Annotated in this window: 19 protein-coding genes and 1 pseudogene; 8 read left to right on the top strand and 12 right to left on the bottom strand. The window is 64.7% G+C overall.

The genetic code is table 11. The features are described 5' to 3' along the window. Positions 1-9: 9 nt before the first annotated feature. The 4 genes from IPF36_RS00320 to IPF36_RS00305 all read right to left on the bottom strand — a co-directional run bounded on the left by IPF36_RS00320 (position 10) and on the right by IPF36_RS00305 (position 5,281). The gene (locus tag IPF36_RS00320; protein ID WP_135703048.1) at positions 10-1,212 is read right to left on the bottom strand and encodes an acetate/propionate family kinase; all 1,203 of its coding nucleotides are present in this window, start codon (positions 1,210-1,212) and stop codon (positions 10-12) included. Between the two features lie 4 nt (positions 1,213-1,216). Further along, a complete protein-coding gene (locus IPF36_RS00315) occupies positions 1,217-2,179 on the bottom strand; it encodes a phosphate acetyltransferase (RefSeq protein ID WP_218959454.1) in 963 nt (320 codons plus the stop codon). Between the two features lie 36 nt (positions 2,180-2,215). Continuing rightward, positions 2,216-4,537, bottom strand: a complete 2,322-nt coding sequence (locus IPF36_RS00310) for a DUF3141 domain-containing protein (RefSeq protein WP_135703049.1) — start codon at positions 4,535-4,537, stop codon at positions 2,216-2,218. 156 nt (positions 4,538-4,693) lie between these two features. Continuing rightward, on the bottom strand, positions 4,694-5,281 hold the full coding sequence (locus tag IPF36_RS00305; RefSeq protein WP_135703050.1) for a hypothetical protein: 588 nt from the start codon (positions 5,279-5,281) through the stop codon (positions 4,694-4,696). Between the two features lie 421 nt (positions 5,282-5,702). Here IPF36_RS00305 and IPF36_RS00300 point away from each other — a divergent pair, with 421 nt between their 5' ends. Continuing rightward, a complete protein-coding gene (locus IPF36_RS00300; RefSeq protein WP_133095724.1) occupies positions 5,703-6,224 on the top strand; it encodes a hypothetical protein in 522 nt (173 codons plus the stop codon). Between the two features lie 107 nt (positions 6,225-6,331). Here the strand turns inward: IPF36_RS00300 and IPF36_RS00295 are convergent, their stop codons facing one another. Next, positions 6,332-7,015, bottom strand: coding sequence for a nitroreductase (locus tag IPF36_RS00295; protein ID WP_133096025.1), 684 nt, complete (start codon positions 7,013-7,015; stop codon positions 6,332-6,334). 257 nt (positions 7,016-7,272) lie between these two features. Here IPF36_RS00295 and IPF36_RS00290 point away from each other — a divergent pair, with 257 nt between their 5' ends. The 4 genes from IPF36_RS00290 (at position 7,273) to IPF36_RS00275 (ending at position 11,820) form a co-directional block, all read left to right on the top strand. Continuing rightward, positions 7,273-8,418: an iron-containing alcohol dehydrogenase gene (locus IPF36_RS00290; protein ID WP_195426935.1), complete on the top strand. Its 1,146-nt coding sequence runs from the start codon at positions 7,273-7,275 to the stop codon at positions 8,416-8,418. Beyond that, positions 8,418-9,839: an amidase gene (locus IPF36_RS00285; protein ID WP_195426933.1), complete on the top strand. Its 1,422-nt coding sequence runs from the start codon at positions 8,418-8,420 to the stop codon at positions 9,837-9,839. The genes IPF36_RS00290 and IPF36_RS00285 overlap by 1 nt, the downstream gene beginning before the upstream one ends. After that, a complete protein-coding gene (locus tag IPF36_RS00280) occupies positions 9,836-10,744 on the top strand; it encodes a tryptophan 2,3-dioxygenase (protein WP_135703053.1) in 909 nt (302 codons plus the stop codon). The genes IPF36_RS00285 and IPF36_RS00280 overlap by 4 nt, the downstream gene beginning before the upstream one ends. A gap of 104 nt (positions 10,745-10,848) precedes the next feature. Then, positions 10,849-11,820, top strand: a complete 972-nt coding sequence (locus IPF36_RS00275; protein ID WP_368671090.1) for a glutathione S-transferase family protein — start codon at positions 10,849-10,851, stop codon at positions 11,818-11,820. Positions 11,821-11,911: 91 nt separating this feature from the next. Here IPF36_RS00275 and wrbA read toward each other — a convergent pair whose 3' ends face one another. Together wrbA and IPF36_RS00265 are read right to left on the bottom strand one after the other, a co-directional pair. Then, the gene (gene wrbA, locus IPF36_RS00270) at positions 11,912-12,538 is read right to left on the bottom strand and encodes an NAD(P)H:quinone oxidoreductase (protein ID WP_195426926.1); all 627 of its coding nucleotides are present in this window, start codon (positions 12,536-12,538) and stop codon (positions 11,912-11,914) included. 17 nt (positions 12,539-12,555) lie between these two features. Continuing rightward, positions 12,556-13,506 (bottom strand): ring-cleaving dioxygenase, encoded by a 951-nt coding sequence (locus IPF36_RS00265; protein WP_135703056.1) that lies wholly within the window; start codon positions 13,504-13,506, stop codon positions 12,556-12,558. Between the two features lie 276 nt (positions 13,507-13,782). Between IPF36_RS00265 and IPF36_RS00260 the strand changes: the two genes are divergently transcribed. Next, a complete protein-coding gene (locus tag IPF36_RS00260) occupies positions 13,783-14,694 on the top strand; it encodes a LysR substrate-binding domain-containing protein (protein ID WP_195427127.1) in 912 nt (303 codons plus the stop codon). 44 nt (positions 14,695-14,738) lie between these two features. Here IPF36_RS00260 and IPF36_RS00255 read toward each other — a convergent pair. The 3 genes and pseudogenes from IPF36_RS00255 to IPF36_RS00245 form a co-directional block, all read right to left on the bottom strand. Continuing rightward, a pseudogene (locus IPF36_RS00255) lies at positions 14,739-14,942 on the bottom strand (LysR family transcriptional regulator); the annotation flags it as partial. A 20-nt stretch (positions 14,943-14,962) separates the two neighbouring features. Further along, positions 14,963-15,340 (bottom strand): hypothetical protein, encoded by a 378-nt coding sequence (locus IPF36_RS00250; protein ID WP_255519633.1) that lies wholly within the window; start codon positions 15,338-15,340, stop codon positions 14,963-14,965. Between the two features lie 124 nt (positions 15,341-15,464). Further along, complete coding sequence (locus IPF36_RS00245; protein WP_240745825.1) at positions 15,465-16,106, bottom strand: TetR/AcrR family transcriptional regulator; 642 nt, start codon at positions 16,104-16,106, stop codon at positions 15,465-15,467. Positions 16,107-16,234: 128 nt separating this feature from the next. Here IPF36_RS00245 and IPF36_RS00240 point away from each other — a divergent pair, with 128 nt between their 5' ends. Continuing rightward, positions 16,235-17,098: an NmrA family NAD(P)-binding protein gene (locus tag IPF36_RS00240; protein WP_135703057.1), complete on the top strand. Its 864-nt coding sequence runs from the start codon at positions 16,235-16,237 to the stop codon at positions 17,096-17,098. Between the two features lie 590 nt (positions 17,099-17,688). Here the strand turns inward: IPF36_RS00240 and IPF36_RS00235 are convergent. Then, positions 17,689-18,720: a hypothetical protein gene (locus IPF36_RS00235; RefSeq protein ID WP_240745826.1), complete on the bottom strand. Its 1,032-nt coding sequence runs from the start codon at positions 18,718-18,720 to the stop codon at positions 17,689-17,691. Between the two features lie 158 nt (positions 18,721-18,878). Then, entirely contained in the window at positions 18,879-19,892 is a 1,014-nt protein-coding gene (locus tag IPF36_RS00230; protein ID WP_135703058.1) for a carbon-nitrogen hydrolase family protein, read from the bottom strand. Between the two features lie 350 nt (positions 19,893-20,242). On the opposite strand from IPF36_RS00230, the gene IPF36_RS00225 reads away from it, so the two are divergent. Next, on the top strand, positions 20,243-21,202 hold the full coding sequence (locus IPF36_RS00225; RefSeq protein ID WP_133095736.1) for a GlxA family transcriptional regulator: 960 nt from the start codon (positions 20,243-20,245) through the stop codon (positions 21,200-21,202). The last annotated feature ends 87 nt before the right edge of the window (positions 21,203-21,289 follow it).

The raw sequence follows: 21,289 nt of genomic DNA, 5'->3' as shown, positions 1-21,289 counted from the left end.
TCGCCCCCGTCATCCGTCCGACCGGCGTGCGGGCACTGCGAGGACCTCCCTGGTATGCCTGGCAATCATCAGTTCCTCGTTGGTCGGGATGACCCAGACCGGAACCTTTCCGGACGCCGGGCTGATGCGCGGTCCGTCGCCCGCGTTCGCCGCGGCATCTACGCTCACGCCGAGCCATGCCGCGAGCTGGCATACGCGCTCGCGGATCGGCGCAGCATGCTCGCCGATGCCTGCGGTGAACACCAGCGCGTCCAGCCCCTGCGCGGCGGCGGCCAGCGAGCCAAGCTCCCGGGCGATGCGGTAGGTGTACAACTCGACGGCAAAGCGGGCCTGCGCATCGTCGCTGGCGAGCAGCGCGCGCATGTCGCTCGACAAGCCGGAGACGCCAAGCAGGCCGGACTTGCGGTAAATCAGGTCCTCGATGGCGTGGGCATCCATGCCGAGTTCGCTGATCAGGTACAGGATCACGCCCGGATCGAGGCTGCCGCAGCGGGTTCCCATCGGCAGCCCGTCCACCGCGGTAAAGCCCATGGTGCTGGCCACGCTGCGCCCTCCGACCAGCGCGCACATGCTGCTGCCGTTGCCGAGGTGCGCCACAACCGTGCGGCCCGCGGCGGCGCGCGCATCGACACTCGGCAGGACGCTTGCGATGTACTCGTAGGACAGCCCGTGAAAGCCGTAGCGCCTGACGCCCCTGTCGGTAATCTCCGCCGGCAACGCGAAGGCCTGTGCCACTTCCGGCTGCGCCCGGTGGAAGGCGGTATCGAAGCAGGCGACCTGCGGCAGTTCCGGACGCCGCTCGGCGAGGATGCGGATCGGCTTGAGGTTGTGGGGCTGGTGCAAGGGGGCAAGCGGGCAAAGCGTATCCAGCTCGGCCAGCAGCGCATCGGTCACCCTGGCCGGCTGGGTGAAGCGCACGCCGCCATGCACCACCCGGTGCCCCACCGCGCTCAGCGCATGCCCTTCGCCGTGGCTGCGCAGGAAGTCCGCCAGGAAGGCGATGGCACCCTCGTGCCCGAGCTCGGTGCCGGCCTCCCAGCGCTTTGCCTCGATCTCGGCCCCTGCCGCGTCGGTGGCGCGGAATGCCGGCGCCGTATAGAGGCCTTCGAGGCTGCCGCGCAAGACAAGTCTCAGGGCATCGTCATGGGTATCGTAGGCGCAGTACTTGATGCTCGACGAACCCGCATTCAGGACCAGGATCAGTTCGGCCATGGCATCACCCCGCCACCTGGCCGGACTCGCGGCGCGCCCTGGCCACCAGCGCGGCCACCGCGCACGACGCCAGCCGGGTCGTGACGGAGTCGGCGCGGCTGGTCAGGATGATGGGCACGCGCGCGCCCAGCACGATGCCCGCGGCGTCGGCGCCGGCCAGGAAGGTCAGGCTCTTGGCCAGCATGTTGCCGGCGTCCAGGTCCGGCACCAGCAGCACATTGGCGCGCCCGGCCACCGGTGAGTCGATCTTCTTGATCCGCGCGGCATCCAGGTTGATGGCGTTGTCCAGGGCGAGCGGCCCGTCGACGACGGCACCGGTGATCTGGTGGCGGTCGACCATCTTGCATAACGCGGCCGCATCCAGCGTGGACGGCACCTTGGGGTTGACCGTCTCCATGGCCGAAAGAATCGCCACGCGCACCTCCTCGACCCGCAAGGCATGGGCCAGGTCGATCGCGTTCTGCAGGATGTCGGCCTTCTCGGCCAGCGTGGGGGCGATGTTGACGGCCGCGTCGGTGACGATCAGCGCGTCCTCGTGCCCGGGCACGTCCATCACAAAGCAGTGGCTGATACGCCGCGCGGTGCGCAAGCCGGTGTCGCCCTTGACCACGGCTCCCATCAGCTCGTCGGTGTGCAGGCTGCCCTTCATCAGGGCCTCGGCCTTGCTCTCGCGCACCAGCTGCACGGCGGCAGCCGCCGCCGCATGGCTGTGCGCGGCATCGACGATCGGGTACTCGCGGATGTCGATGCCGGCTTCACGGGCGGCGTCCTCGATGCGGGCGCGCGGGCCGACCAGGATCGGCGCGATCAGACCCAGCCGGGCGGCCTCCACGGCGCCTTCCAGCGAAGACTTGTCGCACGGATGCGCCACTGCGGTCGGCGTGGGCGGCATGGTCTTGCAGTAGTCGATCAGACGCTGGTACTTCTCATGCTTGGCATTCACGGTTTGCTCCTGCGTCGGGTTCATCGGTTTCAGTCGCCTGCGATGCAGCTCCACGGCGCGCTAGGAAGCGCGCTTGATCGGAACGGCCGCGCCGCGCGCGCGTTCTGGCCGGCTGCCGAGCACGGTGCGGATCCGCTCAAGCATTGCCGCCTGCTCGTCGGTGGGCGTGGCGCCAAGCACGCGCTCATCGGTACGCAGTTTGTCCGCCAGCGCCTGCAGCCGCTGGCGGTCGGCCTGATGCCTGAGCAAGGCGGGCAGCGTCGCGAGCGCCTCCTCGGGCGCGTAGCGCGTGATCAGTTCCTGCCGGCCGCGGATCTTGCGCCAGGCGTCCGGCTCCAGTTCCGGTAGCAGATCCGCATAGTCCGTGACCAGTTCCTTGCGCAACTCCAGCCTGGACAGCGGCAGGGGCTCGCCCTTGCGGCTCAGCAGGCAGGCCAGCCGGGCGATGGCTTCGGCGTACCCGCCTTGCCCGGCCGCGGCTAGCGCCGCCTTGACTTCCGGCAGCTCCCGCGGGTCGGTCGCCGCCGGTGTGCCCGCGTGCGCATCGGGCTCGCTCCTTGGCTGGAACGGGAACAGGTTGGCATACACATTGAAGAAGGTGTACTCGGTCATCGCATCGCGCACGGCGCGGTATGCGTCCAGTCCGGCGCTGAGCAATTCCGCGCCTGCCTGTTCCTGCCGCCGCAGCGGATGGTCCGGTTCCAGCGCCTGCCGGTTGGCCTTGATCGCCTCGGCGGCAGGCTTCAGCCATGCCATCCACGGGTTCAGGTCCGAGAACAGCCAGTTCTGCATGCGCAGCGGATGGAATTCGCGCAGCACCCGCGCTGTCATCTCGTTGGACACCGCCTGGACATAAGGCTGCGCAAACAGCTCGTAGGCGCGCTGCGTAAAGTCCGACAGGTTGGCGACGGTCTGGAATGGCCGCTCGTCGACGCGCTCAAAGCGGTTGAGCCGGCTGGCGATGTCCTCGAGCGAATGCTCCTCGAACTCGACCTCGTACTCCACGCCATCGCTGCCCTTGCGCTCATGGATGACCATGCCGTAGAGCCCCGGCGGCAGCAGTTCGATACTCTTGAGCACCGAGACGATCTGCGCGTGCTCCTTCTGCGCCACCTTGCCGGAAACGAAGATGCCGAGATGGCCGACGCTCCGGTGCATCATGCCAACGATCACCTGGCCGCGGCTCTTGATCTCCTCGGTACTGCCGTAGATGTCCACCACCCAGTTGAATGCCTGCTGCGGCGGGGTGATGTTGTCGCCCATCGACGCAAACAGCACGATGGGCGAGCGGATTTCGCGCAGGTCGAACGCCTTGCCGCCGGCGTTCTTGACGTCACCGCTCCAGAGCTTGTTGCCGACGAACAGATTGCGCGTGATCCATTCGATCTCCTCGCGGTTCATCAGGTAGTAGCCGCCCCACCAGCGTTCGAACTCCAGGAAGCGCGGCGGCTCGGTATCGGCCTTCCGGTACAGGTTGTAGTACTTGTCCCAGAGACTGTTGGCAGGATTCAGGTTCTCGAAATTCTGGACCAGCCAGGCGCCATCGAACTTGCCGTTGCCAAGGTCCGCCGTGAACGAGGCCAGCCAGGTGCCGCCAAGGAGCCCGCCGGAATAGCGCATCGGGTTGTCGCCTTCGCCCTCGCTCCAGGCACCGCTCCAGTACGACATCGGCGCGCCGTTGATGACGATCGGCCCGGTGTCGTCGGGATCCGAGGCGCCCAGCATCATCGCGGCCCAGCCCCCCTGGCAATTGCCGATGATGGCCGGCTTGGGGCTGTCCGGATGCAGCGCGCGCACCTTCCTGATGAACTGCTGCTCGGCCTCGCACACATCCAGCAGGGTCTGTCCCGGCTCGGGATCGCGGAAGAAGATGACGAAATACACGGGATGGCCGGCACGCATCGCCACGCCGACCTGCGAGTCGTCCTTGAAGCCGCCGATGCCCGGCCCATGGCCGGCGCGCGGATCAATGATGACGTAGGGCCGGCGGCTGTCATCGATCGTCACGCCATCGGGCGCCGTTATCTTCAGCAGCGCATAGTTGACGGGCCGCTCGAACTGGCGCCCGTCCATGATGGTCTCGTAGCCGAAATGCAGGACCGGCTTGAGGCCCTGCATGGTATTTTCGACAAAGTTGTTGCCCCGTTGCCTGAGCGTGTCCCAGAACAGGATGGCACGCTGCATGCTGTCGACGGCATAGGCATAGCCGCCCATCGGATCCATGTCGGCCATCGGCGTGGACGGAGCGCTCCCCGGAGCTCCAACGGCTTGCTGCACGCGGCCGCTATAGGCCTCCTGCGCATTCTTCAGACGCTTTTGCAGCACCATGCCGGTCTTGAGGCCAACTTCACGCGCGTGAACCAGTTGCTTTGCTGCATCCATGCCGTTCTCCACCAGACATTCTGTGACAGGGAGGCCAGGGGGCGGGGGTCGGTCCACCGTGGCGGTACGCCCCGACCGCCCCGACCGCGGACGCCAGGAAACGGCCCGCATGACCGGCGGGCCTGTCCTGGAGCAATTCGGTGCTTTTCGGTACTGCTACTTGGCTGCGGCCGGTTGCACGGACACAGCAATGGCCTCGGTATAGACCGCTTCGACCCGGTCACCCTTCTTGATGCCCTTGAGACGTTCCGGATCCTCGACCAGCAGGTCCACGGTGCGTCCCTTCGGCCCCTTCAGGGTGACGGTCTTGGCGCTGGTATTGACCGCCACAACGTCGGCGGTCACGGTCACTTCGCGGCCGACTGTGCCGCCCGGCTTGGCGCCCGGCGCCGCACGGTCCGAGATCTCGCGCTCGGTCATGGCAAGCGGCCCCTTGCCCTTCTTGAGGCTCATGGTCAGGGCTTCCTTGTACTCGATCGCGACGGTATCGCCGACCTTGAGCTGCTCGAAGTTCCGCGCCTCCGGCCCCACCACCAGATCCGTGACCTTGCCGTCGGCGGATTTCAGCGAGACCGTTCGCGTCGGCGCATCGATCTTGACGATCGTGGCATTGAGCTTCGCCGTGCCGGTCGCGGTCGCCTGTCCGGGCGACTGCGTGACATCCACGCGGGTTTCGGGCTGCGCCCAGACAGAAGCGGTCGCCGCGACCATGACCGCCGCAGCCAGTAGAGTCATTCGTTTCATGCTATCCCCTCTGATCAGACTTGCCTTGCGCCCATTCGGGCTTCCTATGCCGCCTTTCGCCTCGGTTGAAGCGCTCACTCACTACCAGGGCGGAAATCCTGTGACTGTTGGAGAACATGCCGTGGAGGCGCCTCGCAACCTGTACTTGCAGCTTGACAGGGCGTCACTGTCCGGCCCGGGATCCCGCCCGAAGGCGTGCCCGTCGTGGGTGACGATGAAAAGGCTTTTGATGCGGGTATCCGTGGATAAGGTCGCTCCGAACTCTAACGTCAGTCGTGGTCGCAACTGAACTGAATCTTTTCGGAAGACGACATGAGAAAAATTTCGGTCACGGGCGGCCGGATGCATGAACACTCCTGCGCTGCGTGCGCTATGCTGAACTGGCGCGGCGCGTGCCCCGCCGCCTCCCAGGAGAACGATCATGGGTTATCGCCTCCCCACCTGCGTGGCCGCCGCCGTGGCGAGCCTGGTGCTGGGCGCCTGCGCCTCCCTCCAGCCCCTCCAGACGGCAGAACGCATGCTCGGCGCTCCGCAGAATGCCGTGCGCGATACGTTCGGCACTCCCACCGAAACCTACCAGCTCGCCGACGGCACCACCCGCTGGATCTATTCGAAGCAGCCGCTCGGCTTCGAGGTCTACGCGGCAGACTTTGACGGAAACGGCAAGCTGACAAGGTTCAGGCAGATGCTCACCGAGAAGGAAATCTACGAAGCGCGCCCGGGCGTCTGGACCAAGCAGGATATTGCCGAGCGCTTTGGCCATCCGCGCGAGCCCATCCAGTTCTACCCGCTGATGAAGCGGGAAGCCTGGTCCTACCGGCTCTACGCAGGTGCCTACATGCCGGCACATTTCAGCGCCTACTTTGACGAACGCGGCGTTCTCGACCGGACCATGATCATCCTCGACGCGATCGGCGGCGACGCGCGCGACAGCAGCAAATAGGCCGGCCGCGGGCAGGCCGCCTGCGCGCAGGCCCATGGCGTCGCACCACACTCGCCGATGACAATTGCGCCGGACAGGTCGGGGCGCGGCCTGTCCGGTTCCGCATGTCAGCCATCGACGAACGAGACGAACTCGTCCAGCTCCAGCTTGCAAAGCTCCATGTTGTTTTCGGGGATGCTGTTGTCCGCATAGCCGAGTGACATCCCGGCCACGACCATCTCCCCGTCGGGAATGGCGAGTCCTTCACGAAGCACCGGCGATTGCAGCGACCAGATCTGCTGCGGGCAGGTGTCCAGCCCCCGCGCGCGAGCGGCCAGCATGAGGTTCTGCAGGAAACAGCCGTAGCAGATGAAGCTGGCCCATTCCAGGCGCCGGTCCATGGTGAAGATCAGTCCCACTGGCGCATCGAAGAACCGGAACTGCCGTTCGACGTCGCGCCGGCGCCCGGCGATATCGCTCCTGTGCACGCCCTGCGCGTCGCCCAGCATCCCGCGAAACGTGTTGAAGCGCGACGCAAATGGCGCCGGCAATTCCTTTGGGAAGAAAGGGTAATCGGGCACCAGTCCCTCGGGATCGGCGCGATACGCCTCGACCGCGGCACCGGCGATTTTCTCGCGCGCCTTTCCGGTCAGCACATAGCAGCGCCAGGGCTGCGTGTTGCTCGAACTCGGCGCGTATTTCGCGACCGACAGGATGTCCCTGACAGTCTCCATCGGCACCGGCCGGTCAAGGAAGCCGCGCTTGCTGTGGCGTCCGCGGATCAGCGCTTCCGTCATCTGCATTGTCTCCATCTTCATGTCTCCGTTCTTGTGGTGGGGGTCGCTACGGTGGAAAAGATCATAGACACGTCCCCTGCCTTGTGAAGATGGCAATGCTTGAATGCTTCGTTCGGCAGCAGCGAACGACGGCGCGCGACCGCGCAGGCCCGGCGTCCAAATTCCTGAACGCTTCGTTCCCCGATCCCGCGCGCACGCGCGCACGCGATTCGCCTATCTTCCTACACGGGATCGGAGCCCCGATCGCATATGAAAACATGGGGAGACGTGGAATGAACCAGTTGAAATGCCTGCCGCAGGAAGAGATTGCCTGGGGACACGACGTGCTGAAGACCGTCGCTGCCTCCATGGAGAACTACGACATCCGCCGTCCGATCACGTTCACGGTCGAATTCCTTGAGGCATTGAACCGCGAGCACCTGCAGCCTGTCATCGGCGACGGCGTGGGCACCTTCACCGGCCTGCCGCCGCATGTGCCCGATTTCGCCGTACGCGACGGGCTGCGTGCCTGCATCGAGGCCGATGCGGCATCGATCATCGCCCTCGGCGGCGGCTCCGTGCTCGACGCCGCAAAGGCAGTCTCGTACCAGCATTTCCAGCAGACGGGCCGCTACCTGCCGATTGCGGCGATTCCGACGACCTTGTCGGGCTCGGAGTTCTCCCACTACTTCGGCGTGACGGAAACGGACGGCCCGCAGAAGTTCAAGCGCAGCTATGCGGTGCGCGAAACGACACCGCGGCTGGTGGTGCTCGATCCCCGCATGATCGTCGACACGCCACGCATGCTGCTGCTGAGTTCGGCCATCAAGGGGATCGACCATGCGGTGGAAGGCATGCGCCGGGTCGACGTGGATCACCCTCACGCCATCCTGGCCGCCAGGGGCGTGGAGCGTTTCCTTGCCGTGCTGGAGAAGTGGCCGCGCAAGCTCGAAACGCGCGAGGCCATCGCGGGCGGACTCGTGTCGACCGACGACCTGCTGCAGCTTCAGCTCGCCGCGTGGCAGTGCTACTTCTATCCCGCTTCGGTCATCTACGGCCTGAGCCATCGCATCGGCCACATCCTCGGCGGGACCTTCGGGGTACCGCACAGCGTGACTTCGTGCATTGCGCTGGCGCCCGTCATCCGCGCCTGCGCCGGCGCCTATGGCCGCAAGCTCGAGATCTTCGCCACGGAACGCGGCAGCCGCCCGCCCGCCGCATTTCTCGCCGACCGCATCGAGGCAGCCGTGGATGCATTGCAATTGCCCAGCCGGCTCCGCGACCTCGATTTCGATCGGGCTAAGCTTCCCGAGATCGCGGCCCTGCTCAGGCAGAACTATCCTTCCGAAGTCGGCGACCTTGGCGACCTTGGCGACCTTGGCGACCTTGGCGACAATGCCGGCACCAGGCTGGATGCGCTGCTGGAGAGCCTGTGGTAATGACCGGCCAGCCATCCTACAGCTTCCCGCATCCCGCGGGCCTGCGCCACGCGCTTGCGGCCCTGGCCAGCCGGCGGATCACGGCGACGGGCCTGACCGAAGAGGCGCTCCTCCGCGCGCAAGCCAGCAAGCAATCGCTCAACGCGTTCGCCGCCATTGACCAGGACCGCGCGCTGCAGGCCGCGGCGGAGAGCGACCGCCGCTACGGCGAAGGCAGCCAGCGTCCGCTGGAAGGGCTGCCCATCGCCATCAAGGACCTGATCGACACGAAGGGCATCGAAACACTGTATGGATCTGCCGCCTACCGCGGCAATGTTCCCGCTGCCGATGCCGACATCGTGAAGACACTGACCGGATGCGGCGCCATCGTCATCGGCAAGACCACCACCCACGAATTTGCGTGGGGCGTGACGACCGCCAGCCCGAGCTTCGGCGACACCCTGAATCCCCTCGACCATTCCCGCATTCCCGGCGGCTCCAGCGGCGGCGCCGCGGCGGCGATCGCGCATGGCGCGGTCATGGCGGGCGTGGGCACCGATACCGGCGGCTCGGTCCGTATCCCGGCCGCGCTGTGCGGTGTCGTCGGCTTCAAGCCGACGCTCGGCACGCTGTCCACGCGCGGCGTGTTTCCGCTGGCGGCCACCTGCGACCACGTCGGCCTGCTGGGCGGACAGGTCGATGACGTGCTGGTGCTCGCCGATGCCGCTGGCATCGACATCCGCCGCAGCGATGCCACGCCTTCCGCCCGCCTCGGCATCGTCAGGCAGATCGCGCCGGTGCCGCTGAGTCCTGAGGTCGCCAGCGCATTCGACGAGGCGGTGGAACAACTGGCGCAGCGATTCAGCTGCGTCGACCTCGGCGAGATCCGCCGGTTCGACGCCATGTTCGATATGGTGTTCGATGCCTTTGCGGCCATCGTTCTTATCGAGGGCGGAATCGAGCATTTCCGACGCCACGACTGGGATCGCATCGCCACGCACTACAACCCGGAAACGGTCGACAGACTCAGGCGTGCACAGGCCATGGACCTGCGCGCCTATGCGTCGGCCCACCAGTCGAGGCGGCATTTCACGGCCCGGCTGCATGAAGCGATGTCGACACTCGACTATCTCGTGCTGCCGACCTGCCCCTGCACCGCCCCGCCCCGCGATGCCGGCACGGTCGACATCGGCAACTGGACCGGCACCGTCCGCGAGGCCCTGATGACCTACACCGCGCCGTTCAACGTCGCGGGATTTCCCGCCATCTCGATTCCGCTGCCGCCCCGCGTCGGCGGCCTTCCAGCCGCATTGCAGGTCGTCGGCAGGCCCGGCGGCGACGGCGCGCTGCTGCAGGTCGCGCAGCAGATCGAGTCGATGCTGGGGACCGTCTCCGTTGCACAAGACTTGCCTGACCACACCACCACGAGGAGACCAGAATGAAAGATTCCGTCAAGCCCGCATCCCGGGCACCGGCAGAAACGCCAGCCGGGCGCACGCCATACAGTGACTGGTTGCAGACAGACGTGCTCCACTCGCTGCAGCACCCGGTCAGCGATCATCCCGGCGAGCACGCCTGGATCGTATCGGCGCAGGTGTCCGAGCTCTACTGGATGCTGATCATCAGGGAAATCCAGGCCGCGCAGGCGCAATTGCGTGCCGATGACCTGGCCGGCGCATGCCGCACGCTGCGGCGCGTGGTTGCCCACCACGAGCCGCTCAATGCCACCTGGCGCTCCATCGCGTGGATGACGCCGGTCGACCTGCTGGCCATCCTGTCCTGCGTCGGGCCGAAGTTTGGCAAGGACACCGCACTGCAGGGCTGGACGTTCCGGCAGATGGTCTACCTGCTCGGCATCAAGCAGGGGGAGCACCTGCAGCACTTCCTGCCGCAGCCCCGGCGCTGGGAGCAGCTCAGCAAGGCGCTGGCAGAGCCGAGCCTGTATGACGACGTGCTCGCCCACCTGAGCCGCAAGGGCTTCGCCGTGCCGGCGCTGGCACTCGACCGCGATTTCAGCGTGCCCTACGCGCCGGACAAGGCGGTCGAAAACGTCTGGCGCGACGTCTACGCCGACCCGGACCAGCACCGCGAACTGCAGCAACTCGGCGAGACGCTGGCCGATATTGCGGAGGGATTCTCCGCATGGAAGCACCTGCACCTGATGGCCACGCGCCGGACCTTCGGCGCCCGGCCGGCCTACTTCGGCACCGAGGGCATTGCCTGGCTGCTGCCGACCATGAACGAGATCCCGTTCCCTGAACTCTGGTCCGCGCGCGGCTTCATCGGCGATCCGCCCGCGGTGTGTCCGCACGCGCGCGGACAGGCCGGCGCCCGGGCTGCGGAGTGACGTGACTAACCATCAGCTGGAAGAAACCCATGCGCAATGACTTGTTGAGAAACCTGGCAGCCGGTGCCCGCGCTGCCATCGCCGATCCTGCGCGGATCTCCATCGTGGGAAGCGATGCAAACCCGCGCTTTGAGCTGTTCCACGCGGCCAGTTCGCTGTGCTCGCAGAAGGTCCGCACGGTGCTGTCCGAGAAGCAGTTGCCATACCGGTCGAACGACATGATGATCCTGAGTTCGATGGGTCCGGACGGCGTCGTTCCCGCGGAGCACTATCACCCGCCCTATGTACGCCTGCGGCTGATGGCCGGACTGGAAATCGGGCGGGAGTTCGTCAGCGGCTATAGCGGGCGCCCTTCCGTGGATACCGACGGCTTCGATCCGTGCGCGGTGCCATTGCTCGTCGACTACGAAGCCTCCCGCGTGATCGCGGATTCCCGGCGGATCTGCTGCTATCTCGACGCGGCATCGCGCGCGCCCGTCCAGCTCTTGCCGGACGATGCCGAGGCGCGTGCCGCGGTGATGCGCCAGGTGAGCATCGTCGACCAGATGCCGAACGGCGCCCTGCTATATGGCTTTCATCCCGACACCGACCGGCGGCCAGACGCGCTCAAGACGGTCATGGAAACGGTCTACGACCACAAGATCGCAGCGCTCGAGGCCATGCTGGCCGGCAATGGCGACGACGCTGAACTCGTTGCCGCCTATCGCGCCAAGCTCGCGAAGGAGCGCGGCGGCCGGGCGGTCCGCCGCGATGCCGCATTCCAGCGTGCCGCGCACCATCACGTCGAAGGCGTGTTGAAGGAGCTGGACCGCACGCTGGGGGCCGCACCGGCCCTGTATGTTGCGGGACACGCGTTCTCCCTTGGAGATGTGCTGTGGGGTGTCAACCTGGTGCGGCTGGCGTACCTGGGGCTCGCGCCGATGTGGCACGACCTGCCCAACGTTGCCCGCTATGTCGAAACCCTGGTCAAGCGGCCTTCGCTCTGCAGGGAGGCGGTCCGCGCCACGATCGACTCGCTGCCGCCATCGCGACAGATGGATGCCTTGGGAACCTGCATGGAGACGGCGCCGGCCTGAGCGGTAGCCAGCTTGTCATCGGGCTGTGCCGATGAAGCAATCGGGCGGAGACTCCGAGTCTCCGCCTTTTTTTACGATCAGGCTTTTACTTTCAGGCTGCCACGGGCTCCGGCTGGACGTGCAGGGCACGGGCGACAGTCGTCACCCTGCGGCCCTGGTACCGTGCAACGTCGAGGTGATCGTCGTCGGGCTTCACGGTGTCACGGTGCGAGACGTGCGTCGCGCCGTAGGGGGTGCCGGCCTTGAACATCGCCGCGTCGGCATAGCCCAGCGGCACGATGATCAGGCCCAGGTGGGCCATGGGCGTGTAGGCCGCCAGCAGCGTGGCTTCATTGCCGCCGTGGCGCGAGGACGTCGTGCCGAACACCGAGCCCACCTTGCCGTTGAGCTTGCCCGCGAACCACAGGCCGCCGAGCCCGTCGATATAGGCCTTGAGTTCGGTCGAGATGGTCCCGAACCGCGTCGGCGTGCCGAACACGATGGCGTCGGCCCACTCGGCATCGGCTTCGGTCGGCGCGTCGTATTTCGCGTTCATCTCCGTGGCGTTCTCGAGCCAGCCCGGCGCCTGCCGCATGACGTCGGGGCCGACGACCTCCCGCGCGCGCCGCATGCGGACTTCGGCGCCGGTCTCGAGGGCCCCCTCGGCGACAGCCTTGGCCAGCATCTCGGTGGAGCTGTTGCGTGAATAGAAAACGATCAGTACCTTTGGCTTGCGCATATCGATCCCCGGCAACGTCATGCGGAAATGGGCTCGAGCCGGCCCAGCAGCTCATCCTTGCGATCCACCAGCCAGGGCGGAAGCTGGAACTCCTCGCCAAAATGGCCGGGCTCTTCATCGATCGCGAAGCCGATGTCGGTGGTCGTGGCCTCGAACATCACGCCGCCGGGCATCTTGAAGTACATCGAGCGGAAATAGTTGCGGTGCACCGATTCGGAGGTGTCGATGTAGCCCAGCGCAAACAGCTTCTCCTTCAGGATCGCCTGCTGTTCGACGTTGTCCACGGCGAACGCCACATGGTGGATCGTACCCTCGCCGTAGATCGACGAGCCCTGGTGCCGGTCCGGCTCGTGCTGGAACTCGACGACCGTGCCCGGGCCGCCGGTGTACGTCTCGAAGCGGTAGTAGGGTCCCGACTGGCCAACGTGGCGGAAGCCGATCGCTTCGCTCATGAAGCGGATCGATTCGGCGACATCGCGCAGCGACAGCGTGATGCTGTGCACGCCGCGGATGGCATGGGCCTCGGGGATATCGCTGGCCACGCAGGCCGGACGCGGGTCCAGATCCGTTTCGACGAGATCGAACTCGATGCCGCACGGATGCTGGAACCGCTGGCGGCGCTCGCCGAAGCGCTCGACGATCTCGCTGTCATACGGCACGTTCATGGCATCGAAGCGGCTGCGCCAGAACTCGAGCGAGCCCGTGGGCACCGAGTAGTTGATGACCCGCACCTGGCCCGATCCCTGGCGCGCCATGACCCCGCGCTGGCGGAACGGGAACGACGTCACCAGGGTCCCCGGATCGCCATTCGCGTTGCCGTAGTAGAGGTGGTAGATGGGATCTTCGCCGTCGAGAAGCACGGTCTTCTTCACGAGGCTCTGCCCGAGCAGCTTGACGTAGAAGTCCACATCCTCCTGCGCGTGCCGCACGCCGGCGGTCAGGTGATGAAATCCCTTGAGCATTGTCATTGTCCTCTCCAGTTTGAAATAAGCATGTAGAAACAGCGCAGAGCCGCTCCTGCGCAACAGCTTATGTCGCCGGATTCCGCTTGGGCAGCCGTCACGGGTTGTACGCAGGGTTCGGCAAACTTGGACAATGGCGCCCGGTGCGGCGCGGTGCGCCCGGTGGGCACCAAGGCTTGCCCGGATGGCAGTGGGCGCCGGCGCTGGAGTATGATCGGGCGTCACCCACTCGCCCCCTCAGCAAACCCGCCGGCATTGGAATGGCCGGCGAATCCCCATGCCATGCTCGATCTGAAGGACGTCTATTACTTCGTGCAGGTGGTCGACCGCGGCGGATTCACCGCGGCCGGCGAGGCGCTCCGGCTTCCGAAGTCCACGCTGAGCCACCGCGTCAAGGAACTGGAAGCCTCGCTGGGCGTGCGGCTCATCAACCGGACCTCGCGCCAGTTCGCGATGACGGAAGTGGGCCAGGAGTTCTACCAGTACGCCATGGCGCTGATGCGCAGTGCCGAGCTTGCCGAAGAAGCCATGCGCCAGCGGCTGGCGGAGCCGAGTGGCGTGATCCGCGTGACGGTGGCTGTGGACATCGCCCAGTTCGCGCTGCGCCACGTGCTTCCGACCTTCCTCTCCGACCACCCCAAGGTGAGAATCGACGAAACCGCCACGGACAGGATCGTGGACATCGTCGGCGAGGGCTTCGACCTGGCGATCCGCGGTCATGTCGGCCAGCTGCAGGACTCCAACCTGGTCCAGCATCCGCTGGCCAGGACGCCGTGGTATCTCTTCGCCGGGCCCGACTATCTCGAACGGACGTCGGTGCCGACGCAGCCCGAGGAACTGGCGTCTCACTCTATCATCGCCATGGCGGGCAAGGGCGCGTCGCAATGGCAATTGCAGGGGCCGGACAAGCGCGTGGCCACCGTGCCGTTTGAACCGAGGTTCCTGAGCAACAGCCTGATCTCGCTGAAAGAAGCGGCGTGCGCGAACGTCGGCATCACCGCGCTGCCGGTGTACGCCTGCCAGGCCGAGCTGAAGGCAGGCGGGCTGCGGCAGATACTGCCGGAATGGATCGCCGCGGACGCCCGTATCACCGCCCTCATTCCCTATCGCACGGGCCTGCTGCCGGCGGTCCGCACACTGGTGGACTATCTCGCCGTGGTGCTGCCGGAGGTGACGGCGTTCGACCGGCCCTGAGCCCGCCCGGAACGCAGCAACGCCGCAACGCCGAACGCCGGAACTTAGCCGGCGGCGCGCTCCGACTTCTTCGCCAGCTCCAGGCGCTCGAACCGCTCGAACAGGAAATCGATGAAGACGCGCAGCTTCGCGGGCTGGTGGCGGCGGCATTGGTATGCCACGTTTATCGTCAGCCTGGGAAGCTGCCGGTCCGCCAGCACCGCCACCGGCCGGCCGGCCACGATGTCTTCGTAGATGATGTGCCTCACCCACGCCGCGTGCCGCGAGACTATCGCGCCGCGGTCGATTCGCGCTCGAATTCGCGGATCACCGGGTTGCCAAGGATGGCATCCCTTCCCGCTTCGATCAGGCGATCGACGTCACTCTCGGGCAGGCGAAGCCTCGTCGGCAGCTCGTTCAGACTTGCAGCACGCTCCTTGTCGAGGGACTCAAACGAGATCCGCGTGACCAAGAATTCCACTTCGTTGCAACGCCAGCCTGGGCGGCGTGCGGCGATCTCCTGCAGCCGGGAATTCGGCATCCCGCACCGATACGCCACGAGGTCGTCGCGCCACTGCTGCATCATTTGATGGATGGGCGATCCGGCCAGCATGCCGTCCGGCGCCACGATAGTGGTCAGGTATTCGAGCCGTTCAACTGCTCGCACGTCGGCTGTGCATCGGACTGCGGACATCGACCATCTAGCGCGTTCAAAGCCTCGTTGCGCTCCTGTGATGACGGAGCCAGAACGACAATCGCGAGGTCAAGCGGCACCACCCGATAAACGAGCGTTAGTCCAGAGCCGCCCGAGTTTCACGAAGAATCTCTTCTGACAGTTCAGGATCATCCACCGCCCGAGCCAGAATGAGCGCGCCGACGATGCTTGAAAGGGTATGAATCGCATCGCGACGAGCATTCTTCTTTTTTGTCTTTGCACCAGGCTCAGTGAAGCCTTTGAGCATACCCTCGACATGCTGTGTGAAGGCCGGTTGAGCCGCAGGTTCACGCGCAATCTCGCCAGCCAATCCTGCCATCATGCATCCGTTGCCTCTGTCGTCGCGGTGTTGCTCGGTGAGATATCCGTCAACGTATTGAGCCCGCTGCTCACCGCGAGCCCCGCGTTCTCTCATGGACGCGAGCGCTTTGGCCGATGTGTCTTCGATACTCTTCGCGATCAGATCCTCTTTTGACTCGAAGTGATTGTAGAAGGCGCCATGTGTAAGGCCGGTCGCCTTCATGATCTCGCTGAGGCTGACTCCGGAAAATCCGTGTTCGCGAAACAAAATGGATGCCTGTTCCAGGATCCGGGCATGCTTCTCTGCCGTCTCTTCTGGCGGGTAACGCATTGCGTCCTCCGAAAACTGCGAAAAAATTAGTTGACGGCAAACAGTATAACCATCATGCTTGGCAAACGGAAGCATGATGGTCATCATGTTTGACGGGTCGCATTTCAAGCGACCCTGGGCACGTGCGCGCCCCCTAACATGATGATCATACTGCTTAGTCTTGCGGACACGGCGCACAAGCTTTGGCCGCGCTTCCTTAGTCTCCGGAGATCCATATGAAGAAGTTTCTCGTTACAGGTTCCACTGGCGTTACAGGCACTCCTACCGTTCGCCTCCTGCTCGAAAACGGCCACAAGGTGATGGCTTTCGTTCGTCGTGAAGACGTCCGTTCCGAGGCGATGAAGGAACTGGGCGCGGAAATCGTGACCGGCGATATGCTGAAGATCGAAGATGTCCGTCGTGCGATGAAGGGTGTTGATGGAGTCTACTTCTGCTATCCACTGACACAAGGCGCGGTAGAAGCTACGGCGATCCTCGCCCAGGCTGCAACCGAGCACAGTGTGAAGCAGATCGTGTACATGTCGCACCGACAGTCGCGCCCGCACGCGCGCAGCCCGGCAACGATGAGTCACTGGCTTTCCGAGCAGATCCTCGACCGCTCGGGCATTCCGACAGCACATCTTCGCGTCAATTTCTTCGCCGAATGGATCTTGTACACAGCCGCTGAGATTCGCGCCGGCCGCTATCTGACGCCGTTCGATCCGGAGAGCCGCTTCGTGCCCATCGCCGCTGTCGATATCGCACGAGTGGTTGGAAAGATTCTTGAGAATCCCGAGGCGTTCGGTAGGACGATCATTCCGGTCACAGGCTCGGTCGAAGTCAGCCACATCGAACTCACGGGCATTCTCGCGAGGACGCTCGGAAAGGAGATTCGCTTCGAGCAGGTGTCGCCGGACGAGTTCGTAAAGGCCATTGGCCTGGACGGCGATCCTTCCTTTGCTGCCCATTTCAAGGCGGTCAAGGTCGATCAGCAGGAGCAATTGCTTGCCGGTGTCGACAAGAGCGCGGCGGAGATCGTCGGTCAGCCGCTGACGACGCCCGAACAGTTCATCGAAGAGCATCGCCATCTCTTGGCGTAAATGTCACCGCCGAGTCGCTAGTTGCCCCTGGCGCATGCGCACCCCTGGGCGGGTGCGCCGACGTCGGAGACCGGCCACTCAGAGTCGTTCGGCAGAACCGCTTTCTGACTCGAATGCGCCTCCGGGAAGCCATCTCCCATCGCCATTCACGAAAGTAGGAGATTGGCTGACATCGCTGTGAGCTTCCCTGACCTACTACTGAAGCACCATGACACAACGAAGTTCGGAGACAGCAATGAGAAAGCTAGCCTTCCTTGCCGCCCTTTCGTTAGCCGTTGCAGCTTGGGCGCAGGGCGGTCGCTACGGTTCCCCTCCAACACCCGGGACTGACACTGGCCGGCGCGCGGAGCCGTCTGTGCAGGCAGCCAGCGGTGTCTCTGGCGAGCGCGCAAAAACGAACGGCAAGGCTGACCGCGATATGGGGCGTGCCGCCGGCCAGGGCGCGTCCGCGGCAGCAACGCCTGGCCACCCCGCGTCGTCGCCCAGGAGTCGGCCTTGATGCCCTGTTGGCGGCACTCGAGCTGGCCTCGTTGCGCCGAAATGCAGTGCGCTGGATATCCTTGACTACAAGGGCGCAAGGGCACAAAGGCTCAAGGGGGGCCGTCGAAGGCATCAAAGCGTATATCGGGCGCGTCGGTATTATGCCGCGACGGCACCACCCTCCCGAAACGCACGGAACGCGCCTGTAGCGCAGTAGTTTCGGCCACGGAGGTGTGGTGCGCGCGGCCGGCGGCATCACGCCACTCGACACGGCTTATATCGGCGTTGTCGTCGGCAACATACATCGAGCGCAGCATTGCGAAGCCTGACATGTCAGCCGCCGCGGACTTGTTGGAGGATCGATAGCTCGGCTCGAATGTCACATCGAGCGCGGTGCGCTCGCGGCTCACTTCGATCAATCGCACGCTGGCCTCGCCGCCTGCGATGAAGCGCAGTCGAATGGTTCGCCCCTTGGGGTCGATATCGATATCGGCGATCTCCACAACGGGTCTGCCAGCCTCCGTTATCGGGCCAATCAGAAACGATGAGCCGTATGAATTGCTGCTAGCGGGTGCTGCCGGCAATGGCTTGGCCCGCCAGTACCCGTCGGGGGGGTACAACACCAGCACTTGCGTCTCGCGCAATTTTCCAGCGTGCGAGTGCTTTACATAAAACTGCAGCAGATGGAACTCCTGATACACGCTGCCCCACACCGCCACTGGCACAGACCGTGTCCGCCAGAACGTCTCGTAGGTATTGCCTTCGATGGCGAGATCAGGCCCGTCGTAGATTCGCACCTTACGTGGCTCGAAGCGACGGCCCGGATCCGCGCGGGGCGAATTTTCGCCGAAGTCGCAGTTGGAGAAGTCCGGCGGCGGATAACGGAGCTCGCGAACCTTGCCGAGATATGGCGGATGTAGCGCCTCTACGCGGAAACGCTGGATTGCCGGCGAACTCAGTACGAACGAGACGTTGTCCTCCTCGGTGCATTGGGTCGGCGCGGTGAAGTTCCGCACCTCGATGGTCACGGGTGCGGCGCTTGCTGATCGGGGAGCGCCAGGAACCAGCGAATAGACAGCCGCGATTACGGCGGCAAAAAGATTGGCTTGCCATGACCTGGGGAATCCGTCGGATTTTGACATGTAAGCATCGTAGGCGTTGGCGCAGGCTGCAATGAGACTATCGCGCCGTGGTCATTGGCGCTCGAATTCGCGGATCACCGCGTATCTCCATGGCGCACGACCTCCGGATGACGCATGAGCAGCTTCGGAGAACGCGGCGTATTCGAGTGGATACCTCTCTATGCGGTCAGTGTAGGACTGGGTGCTACTGTGGCGTGCAGGTCTCCCGGCTCTTGATGGACGGGCGATCCGGCATGCGCGGCGCGCTCGTGCAGGTGGGCGGTATCCGTGCGGTCGATCATGAGACTAAGCAACTCTGGTCTGTTGTAGTGTCCCGCCGAGTCCATCAATACCTTGCGCCGGTCGATCAAAGAGAAATCAAGATCGGCGACGACCTCACCCTCACCCGAGCGGATAGGTTCGCCCAACAGCATGCCGTCCGGCGCCACGATAGTGGTCAGGCAACCGCCGGAAATCGGCTCGATGTCGCACCCCGTATCCCTAATGATTTGCGCCTGCTGGTCAGGGTCCAGCCACGCTGTTGCGTTCACGACGAAGCAGCCGGACTCAAGCGCATGCTGCCGGATATTGATTTCCATCCTTTTGGCAAACCCTTCGCCGAAGGCTGACCCCGGATACATGGCCGAATGGATCTGCTCGCCGTCGGCGATCATCGCGTAGCGCGCGAGCGGATTGTTGTGCTCAAAGCATGCGAGCTGGCCGATTCGTCCGACCTTGCTGTCGACCGCGCGAAGGCCCGATCCGTCGCCCTGCCCCCAGATCATGCGTTCGAAATAGGTGGGCGTGATCTTGCGGCGGCGCTGGATCAGGGTCCCGTCCGCGTCGAAGAGCAACTGCGTGTTGTAGATGGTGCCTCCGTCACGCTCATTTACACCAATGGACACCACCATGCCGGCCTTGCGGGCCGCCTCGGCGATCGCGTGGGTGGCCGGGGACGGCACCGTCACGGACTGCTCGAGCAACCTGAGATGCTCATTTCCGGCAAGAAGCTGAAGGCCCGTCTGGACCGCTGAAAAATACGGGTAGTACGGCACCACGGTTTCCGGAAACGTGGCGAACTGCACCCCCTTCTCACCAAGCTCCCGGATCTTCCGCACGACTTTATCCACGGTTGCCTCACGGCTGTAAAGCACGGGGCTGATCTGGACTGCTGCTGCTTTGATGACTGTCATTTGAAAAATTTCCTTTGAATGGGACGCGGCATCGTAGTGCCGCATCGAAGTTGGATAGGTGTATCCAGTGCCGAGCGTCGATGTGGCTGCCTCCGGCTCACGGTGGGTCCGTCTCAGAACCCGCTGGGTCCGGGCAGGCGACCAAGGACTTGTTCGACTCGGCGCGACAAGGCAAGCAGCTCACGGCCAGCTGCCGCATCGAGCTCGAGCCCGAGTGGAAGGCCTTCAGAGTTCAGTGCCATCGGGATGCTGATACCCGGCGGTCCGAAGCAATTGGATGGCTTTGACAGATACAGGATAGGGGCCTAGGCTTTAGCTCAAATGACCAACTTCCCTCCTTTTAGGCCAACATGAAACGCGTCGGACTCGTGGTGTTCCCCGGCTTCCAGATCCTCGACATCGTGCCGGTCTCCGTGTTCGAGCTGGCTAACGCTGCTGCACCCAGGGCGGCTTATGACATCCATGTCGTCTCCGAATCTGGCGGTGCGGTGAAGAGCTCGATGGGCACGGCCGTCCAGACCGTTGCGCTGGATCCGAACATCTATGACACAATCATCATGGCCGGCGCGACCACGCCTCAGCCGTCATCGCCCAGGCTCCGAAAGCTGCTCGCGCGTGCTCTCGAGCCCACCCGGCGCATGGCCGGCATTTGCACCGGCGCCTTCGTCCTGGCCGAGGCCGGCATCCTGGAGGGCCGGCGGGTGACAACGCATTGGGCACATGCGCGTGAGCTTCAGCGGCGCTATCCGTCGATCCGGGTCGAAGAGGATCGGATCTTCATACGCGACGGCACCATCTGGACCTCGGCCGGCATGACCGCCTGCATCGACCTCGCGCTGGCGCTGGTGGAGGGCGACCTGGGCAGCGACGTGTCGAGAGCGGTCGCAAGACAGCTGGTCGTACACCATCGGCGCTCGGGTGGGCAGTCGCAGTTCTCGACACTGTCGGAGCTGGAATCCAGGTCCGATCGCATCCAGGCGGCACTGACCTACGCCAAGAACCACCTGCGCGAAGACCTGTCGGTGGAGCGGCTCGCCCATGCCGTCCACATGAGCCCACGCCACTTCAGCCGAGAGTTCCGCTTGAACACCGGTCAACCTCCTGCGCGCGCCGTCGAGCGGCTGCGCGCGGAAACGGCTCGCATTCTTGTCGAGGCGGATCGGCTCACCATCGAGCGCATCGCGAGTGAAACCGGCTTCTCCGATCCGGAGCGAATGAGGCGGGCGTTCCTGCGCGTCTTCGGCCAACCGCCTCAGGCGTTGAAGCGGGCGGCCCGCTCGCGGCTTGCAGCGGATTCGGCTCAGCTCTAGTGCTAGTGCGAGTGCGCTTTCGCGCCCTCACGCACGGTGAACGCCAGTGTCACTATCTGTCCGGGGAACACGCTGCTTAAAGAATCT

Origin of the sequence: Cupriavidus sp. IK-TO18 (assembly GCF_015549295.1) — a bacterium.
Lineage (GTDB): Bacteria > Pseudomonadota > Gammaproteobacteria > Burkholderiales > Burkholderiaceae > Cupriavidus > Cupriavidus oxalaticus_A.
The sequence above is the reverse complement of the archived record's forward strand: the minus strand, read 5'-3'. Positions and strand labels throughout refer to the sequence as shown.